The organism is Peribacillus acanthi (assembly GCF_003073175.1).
Lineage (GTDB): Bacteria > Bacillota > Bacilli > Bacillales > DSM-1321 > Bacillus_BN > Bacillus_BN acanthi.
Map to the genome: position 1 here is coordinate 145,801 of NZ_QBBX01000010.1, position 7,649 is coordinate 153,449.

The following is a 7,649-nucleotide window of genomic DNA, read 5'->3' on the forward strand; positions in this document are numbered from 1 at the left end:
TGAAACTTAGGGACGGTTCTTTTGCTTCCGAAGCAAGAGAACCGTCCGAGACCAGTGAAAAAGTAGGCTTTTATAAGAATCTAACCTTTTATTTTTGGGGATTTTTGTACGTTGGATGGAATTTTATTATTTTCGATACAAAACGGGGGATTTTCATCCTAATTTCCTCCGTTTTTTAGGATAACAATGCCGCAATTCGTTTCAAGTTCACTGCGATGGCCGTGAGTTTAGATTGCTTAGACACGCTTAAAAGACCATACCCCCTAGCTCGGGATAGGCCATGAAATCTCTTTAGCTCCGCATTTTTTCCTTCAATGGAAGCTCTCTTTTTATATTTTTCTTTAAACTCGTCGGTTTTTTGTTTTTGAGAGAGTTCATAAAATTGAGTGGTGTTCATCCCAACTGTAAGAATTCTTCGTGCCCTTTTTTGAGTGCAATTATCGCGTAACGGACAAACCTTACATTGCTTTACCTCAAAATAATATTTATATCCCTCTCTCACTCCATCCTTACGGTTGGATTTGTAATATTTCTTCTCCACCGTTGTATTGCCTTGGCTACATTGCCACTCATCAGCGTCTTTATTGTAGGAGTATTCACTTTCGTCCAATCGATAAACGGTGGCACTTACAGGAATGTAGGCCTTAGCTTCTGCTTCTTCAATTTGATCTAAGATGGATTTTCGAAAGTACGCCTTGTCTCCATATACCTCTTCAAGCTTTATTCCACTTTTCTTTGTCTCTTCCAATAAATCTTTAGCATAACTTCCATCAACATATGCTCCGTCCCCAGTACGGATAGAAGTAATGATCCGTTCATCGGTTGTCATGACAAACTCTGTTTTATACCCAAAGAAATCTTGTGTTTTACTTTTGCGTCCTACTCGAGCTTCGACATCTACCAAGGAGCGAACACTTTTCTGATTTAAGAATTTTGGGTCTGCCAGAATATTTCTGGCATTTGTCATTATAGCCGCGGTATGTTTTTCTTTGGATGATAATTTGGGTTCTACTTTGTCCAACACATCCTCTAAATAATCTTTCATGACGGCTTTAGCTTGCTTATGATCAGAGATATCTTCGTACTCAGGTACTTCTGGCAATCCTTCTAAAGTCTCTCCGGATTCCTGTTCATATGTATTCACAATGGCTTTACCTAGATGTTTCATTAATCGTTCAGGTGTTTTCTTTATTGTATTAGCCTCAATATGGGTGGCGTCGATGCTTACACTAGTTCCACTGATGATCCCCTTATCCACACACTGCCGAACAATCTCAATAATCATTTCATCGAGAGTGGATTCTCCTAGTCTTTGCGTTCTGAACTTAGAGAGAAGACTCTTGTCAGGGAGCTCGTCCTCTGGATTGAGACCAAGAAAATACAGATAAGCAAGATTTAAACTTGCCTCCATCATCATGTTTTCATCAGATAGATTATAGATATATTGTAAGAACAGGAGTTTGCACATCATTTCCGGCTCTTTTGCGGGTCTGCCAAAGTATTTACAGTATGAGTTCTCCAGCTGGCCATTGATGAAACTGAAATCTACTACTCTCGCAACCTTTTTAAGCATATGTTTTTCAGGAATTTTGTTGTATAATTCAGAATGAAAGCTATATTGCTTTGGCACTTGTCGAAGCATAGAAAAGCCCCCTGGTATGGTTTTTGTTTGGTCGCATTAATTATACCATTAGGGGGCTTTTTGTTTTTTCATAAATTAAAAGTGCTAAGGACTTTTTCACTGGTCTCGAACCGTCCCCGTGCTCACCTTTTCGATTAAACGAACGAACTGGCAATGCAGGTGACCTTTCAAAATTCGTCGTTACTTACAATCTTAGTGATTATCAAAAATATGAAATGGTCGTAAAAAAACTGAGGACCATGATCGCCTTGCTTAAAGATATAAAAGAACAGGCTGAGGAAGAGGCAGCATTGTTAAATGATGGGGACGAAAGATATGAAAGACTTAAAGAAATTGCTGAAAAAATAGATGTTTTTCTTTCTTAATGGAGCGATTAATGAGTTAATTAGAACCTTAAAGAGCCATTGAAGCTATAGCTTCAATGGCTCTTTATTGATTTATACACGTATTCTGAGGGACTGTCCCACAACAAGAGAATATCAAGTGGATATCTATTTATGATTAAACTCTTTTTAAGCGTCTATTGGCCACCCTTTATACTGTTCTTCAGCCTGTTCCATAAATTTATTTGTAAGGAATTGAAGTTGTTGACCAGTGACTTTCTCTTTCATTAAAACCATTTTGACAGCAAGTTTCACCTTTGCATAGACATCTTGGCGATGAGGACTGGTCCAATCAACATCAAGTTTCTTTTTCAGTTCCCTAACAACCTTATGAATTAAGTTGGCTAGAAATTCGTTTGTAAAAGCGGCTTCTTCCATAGACATTATTGCTTTGTAAAACTCAATTTCTTCTTGTGACAAACCTAAGTCCTGACGCTTGCGCATTTCTTCTTCCATCTCTTTGCGCATTTTTATCATCATTCGAACGACATCTGCTGCTTGAATGACTCGATTATGGTACTCGGTTAAAGTCTTTTCTAACAACTCTTGCATTGTTTTAGTTTGAGGACTACCTTGCTTAAATGTAACTTTTATCTTGTCTTCAAGAAGTTTTTTTAATAGTTTTAACCGTAAATCCTCATGTTCTTTCTTGGTTAAATCGGCTAGAAATTGTTCATCAAGAATGCTAATATCCTGCCGTTCAATTCCAGCAACTTTAAATATATCTACCGTTTCTTTAGCCAGTAATTTTTGATCTAATAATGCTGATAGTTGCTCTTCTAATGTTTTATTTCCTCCACCAGTTCCACCCGGAGGTCTTAAATGCTTTCGAAGTTGAGCCTTTAACATTAGATATAGTGTTACTTCGTCAGCAATAACCATTACTTCTGGCTGATTTTTAACAAGTTGATAGGATTTTTCTAATTTTGTTGCGTACTGTATATAATCTTCTGTATCACTGTTTAATAGCACATTAACTATATCTGCTATAAAATCTTCTCTATCTATTTGAGGTTTATGCCTCCAACCGTCTATCACTATATTAGAAGGTATATAATTTCTAACAGATTCTAAATTCTCATTAAATATCCTTATTGCTTCAGTAATATCATATGCGGGGTTCCCAGTACCTCCACCTGTTGTATATTTCTGAGTTGCCTCCTTTAAAGAAGTAGCAATCCCTATATAATCAACAACAATTCCACCTTCTTTGCCGGGAAAAACACGGTTTACCCTTGCAATGGCCTGCATTAAATTGTGACCCTTCATTGGCTTATCGACATATAAATAAGAAAGCGGCTGTGCGTCCATACCTGTTAACCACATATCCACCACTATAACAAATTTAAGCGGGTCTTCAGGGTCCCGTAATTTAGCCTTAACGTCTTCCTGTTCTTTCTTAGACTTAATATGTGAATATTGGCTACCTTCTTGTATCTCTCGCCATTCACGCGGGTCTTTTGATACATCACCCGTCATAATTACTTCCATTTTTGGACAGCCTTCTACTTCTTTTAGAAAGTTATATAAATCAGCAGCAATTTGGCGGCTCATGCACACGATCATTGCTTTTTGAAAAGGATTGGCCATTGAATTAAAATGTGATACGATATCGTTTGCAAGGCGTTGGAGCCGTTTTGGAGTTCCCACAACTTTTTCTAAGGCGGCCCATTTTCTTTTATAATTCTCTGTTTCGTCACCTTCACCATTATCTACAAATATATCTTCAATTTGCTCATCTATGTCTTCTGCTGTTAAATCAAGTGGTATTAATCGACTTTCATAATAGATTGGTAATGTTGCTTTATCAGCAACAGCCTGTGCCATGTCATAACGATGTATAGTGTGTCCAAATATCTGTTCAGTATTGTTTCCTACAAAATCTACTGGTGTACCTGTAAAGCCGATGTGGGAGGCGTTTGGAAGTGCAAAACGCAATTGTGCAGCATAACCACCATCGAATCCTGACTGCGTACGATGTGCCTCATCAGCAATTACAACAATGTTCCTTCTTTCGGAAAGTACAGGATGTTTTGTCTCTTCTCCTTTTAACCTAAATTTTTCAATGGTAGAAAAGACAACAGGGGTGGCTTCACCTCTAAGAATGGTTCTTAATCTTTCAGTGCTACTTGCCCGTTCAACCTTACCAATTAACGACTCACCCTCAACAAAAGTATCATACAATTGTTCGTCTAAATCATTTCTGTCTACTTGAATTACAATAGAAGGATTATTTAGTTCAGCATGCCTACTCAAGATTCCTGCAAAGAAAAGCATACTCAACGATTTCCCTGAACCAGTGGTATGGTACATAACTCCGATTTTTCTATCACCGTCCGGCCTAGTTGCACGAACAGTTTCCTCAACTGCAAAATTAACACCGAAAAATTGGTGGTATTTAGCCCCTATTTTCTTCGTTTTGTCCCCTGCCTTAAGGAAGACTATAAAGTTGCGAATATAGTTTAACAGACGGTCTTTAGGGAACAGACCCTCTATTAATGTACGCATTGTATTTGCTCGATTGTTATCCACATTTCTTCCGTCAATAGACTTCCAAGAAGCAAAGAAATCATAGTCAGCAAATGGCATACCATGTTTTGTCTCAACGTTATCTGAAACAACTGTAAAAGCATTGTAGTTAAAAAGTTGCGAAATATCATAGGTGTAATTTTGAACTTGAGTATATGCGTCTTTTACTGTTGCCTGTTCACTATTGGGATTTTTCAATTCAAAGACAATAAGCGGAAGACCGTTTATATAAATTACTATATCTGGTCTGCGCGACATTCGGCCTTCTACTGACAATTGATTTACAACAAGAAAATCATTATTGGTAGGTTCTTTCCAATCAATAGGGAATACATGTGGCACAAATGTTTGACCATTTGACTCATACTTGAATTCTAATCCCTTAACCACCATTTCATGGAAATGCTGGTTACGCTGAATTAGTTTAACACCATCTGGCGCTGTGAATTGCTGCGCAAGCCTATTAATTTCATTATCTGGAATGGTTGGATAAGCCTTTTTAAGAAAGGCTACCAACCTACCTAATAATATAACTTCTTGCAACTGTTGACGTTCTCCACGCTGAAACAATTCTTGAGCGTGAAGATACTCGTAATCAAGCCGTTTTAATCTTTCAATAGTAGTTTCTTCGAATGCTGATTCACCAAGAGGTCTGGACATGTTGTAACACCTCCAATGAAAAATATTAATAGTTTATAATACTTTCTCGACTTTTTTTTCTATTTCTAGAAGGTTAACTTCCCCTGATAAAAGGCGTGGAAGAAGAAAATCTCTTAACTCTGTTAATTCGTCAATTTCAATTAAATTAACCTCAATTTGCTTAAATAAATTTTTGCATTTTCTTGTAAACCCTTGAGTATTAACTGATTTTAAAATAGGTAGTAATTTAAAGTTAGTTTTGCTGACTTCTTTAAAAGTACTTCCGTTAGAAATTGACATTATTTTTTCCATATTGGTTTTGAGCCAAAAATATAACTGATATATTTCGAAATTTTCATTAGGTATTAAAGTAATGAAACCTTGGTTTGTAGAAGAAGGTTTTCTATTAATAGAAATTTCTCCTATTGTTGCACGACTGGTCATCATAATACTGTATGGTGGAAATAACTTAGCAGAACTTTTTTCAAGTCCTAGATTTGTAATTCTTTTTGATGAATTAGTAATAAATAGAGATCTTTGTGAGGTTAAATCAGTTGGTGAAAACCAATTTATTTCCCCCCCATTCCAATATTCGTTTTCAGAAGTTTTTGGTGTACCTCCACCAATTATTTCAATCGCTTCTCCAATATTTGTAACTTTCCAATCTTTAGGTATTGGACCTAATTCCGAATCAATAAATTCACTATCCTGAAATGGTCCAAAATCAACAAACCACTGTTTATAAAGAGTTAGTCCAATTTCTTCTAGAGTAGTGTTCATCTTTAGATTTAATTCAATTTTATCGTCTAAACCTCGAAGTATTGAGACAATGGCTTTCTGCTCATTTATCGGAGGCAATACAATGGGTAAGTCTTTTATCATTTTTGTAGTTATACTACCTCTAGAACTATTACCATCAGAATAATGCCGTAGTTCACTATACCTGTTTGTTAAATTATAAAATAAATAATAAGGGTCTATATAATCCAGATTTGCTCTAAGTGCGATTAAGGATTGATTTATATATGTTTCTACTTTTAAAAGAGAGGTTTGGCCTCTGGTATGACCTTGCCCTGCTGATGCAACAACTACATCTAACTCTTTAGATAGCCTAGTTGAAGACTCTTTTACACCTAACTCTGTTATAGTTTTTTCTGTATGTGTAATAAATCTATTTCTAGTTTCTCCTGAAGACAACCAATTCAGAGAACCATTCCAATATTCTGGAGTCCGTGTATTTGGTGTACCGCCACTAAAGATTGCTTCTGTAACTTCTCCAAAGGTGGTCTCCTTCCAGTCTATCCTCACAATAATCCCTCCAAGTCATGCTTAATTTTATCTTGAAGTCGGATAGATTCTTGGAATTGTTCCAATAAGCGTTCTGTTAATTCACTCATTTTTTGTTCAAATAGTACATCTTCTTCTTCATTTACCTCTGTTCCCACATAGTATCCCGGAATTAATTTGTAATCATTTGATTTTACATCTTCCTTATTAGTTACTTTGCAAAAACCTGCAATATCCTCGTAAACTGAATCTTTACTTCTATACGCATGATAAGCAGCAGCAATACGCTCAATTTCATCACTATTCAATGCCTTTTGTTTTTGTCAATATGAATTTGAGCCAGAGCGATCACTTCAAAAGTGAGCCACTATCTATATGATAATTCCCAGTCAGGGAAGAGGCTTGGGTGTTTGGATGTCTTGCCCCGGGGAGGGGCAAGACATCCAAACACCTCGCGCGCTCCTACCTACTCTTTCAATTCCCCGTTTTGTTTCATACTTTGTCTAAATCGATATGATTCACCATTTAAAAGATGTATGTGCGATCGATGTGTGAGTCGATCGAGAAGTGCTGCGGTCATTTTTTCATCCCCAAAGAGACTAGTCCATTCTGTAAATTCCAAGTTGGTGGTAATGATAACACTCGCGCGTTCATACCTGCTTGAAAAGAATTGAAATAGAAGTTCCGATCCTATTTTTGAAAAAGGCACGTATCCTAATTCATCCACGATGATTACATCAAATTTGAGCCACTTCTTTTCTAAGGCACCTAGTTTGTGCTCTTCGTTAGCCATTAGTAGTTCCTCTACTAAATCTGAGGCGGTGATAAATCTCGTTTTATATCCGTTCTTTATCATTTCAATTCCAAGTCCTGTTGCTAAGTGCGTTTTTCCTGTGCCACTGTTACCAAGGAAAATAATATTTTCCTTCCTATCTACGAACTCTCCTTTAGCTAAAGTTAAAAATCGATTTCGATTGAGACTTGGCATCAGACTAAAATCGTATGTATCTAGTGTTTTCTGAACCGGAAAAACTGCTTGCTTTAATCGTCTTTGTTTTTGATTTTCATCCCTCATTTCCATTTCTACTTCAAGTAATGCTAATAAGTATTCTTCGTAAGAAAGATTTCTTTCCTCAGCTTCTCTTGCGAGAGAACGGTATTGTTGATGA

Annotated in this window: 4 protein-coding genes and 1 pseudogene; all 5 read right to left on the minus strand. The window is 36.7% G+C overall.

The features are described from left to right. Positions 1-178: 178 nt before the first annotated feature. Positions 179-1,642 (minus strand): annotated as a pseudogene (locus DBX25_RS12185) (IS1182 family transposase); the annotation flags it as partial. 512 nt (positions 1,643-2,154) lie between these two features. Beyond that, a complete protein-coding gene (locus DBX25_RS12190; RefSeq protein ID WP_108671074.1) occupies positions 2,155-5,214 on the minus strand; it encodes a type I restriction endonuclease subunit R in 3,060 nt (1,019 codons plus the stop codon). 33 nt (positions 5,215-5,247) lie between these two features. After that, entirely contained in the window at positions 5,248-6,501 is a 1,254-nt protein-coding gene (locus DBX25_RS20930; protein WP_108671075.1) for a restriction endonuclease subunit S, read from the minus strand. Next, entirely contained in the window at positions 6,498-6,788 is a 291-nt protein-coding gene (locus DBX25_RS12200; RefSeq protein WP_108671076.1) for an N-6 DNA methylase, read from the minus strand. Before DBX25_RS12200 ends, DBX25_RS20930 begins: the two co-directional genes overlap by 4 nt. 158 nt (positions 6,789-6,946) lie before the next feature. Next, on the minus strand, positions 6,947-7,649 hold a 703-nt coding region (istB, locus tag DBX25_RS12205; RefSeq protein WP_108671077.1), incomplete at its 5' end, for an IS21-like element helper ATPase IstB.

What these genes read in the sequence shown, in the direction of transcription:
- DBX25_RS12190 (WP_108671074.1), bottom strand. Translation starts at nt 5,214, where the DNA reads ATGTCCAGACCTCTTGGTGAATCAGCATTCGAAGAAACTACTATTGAA.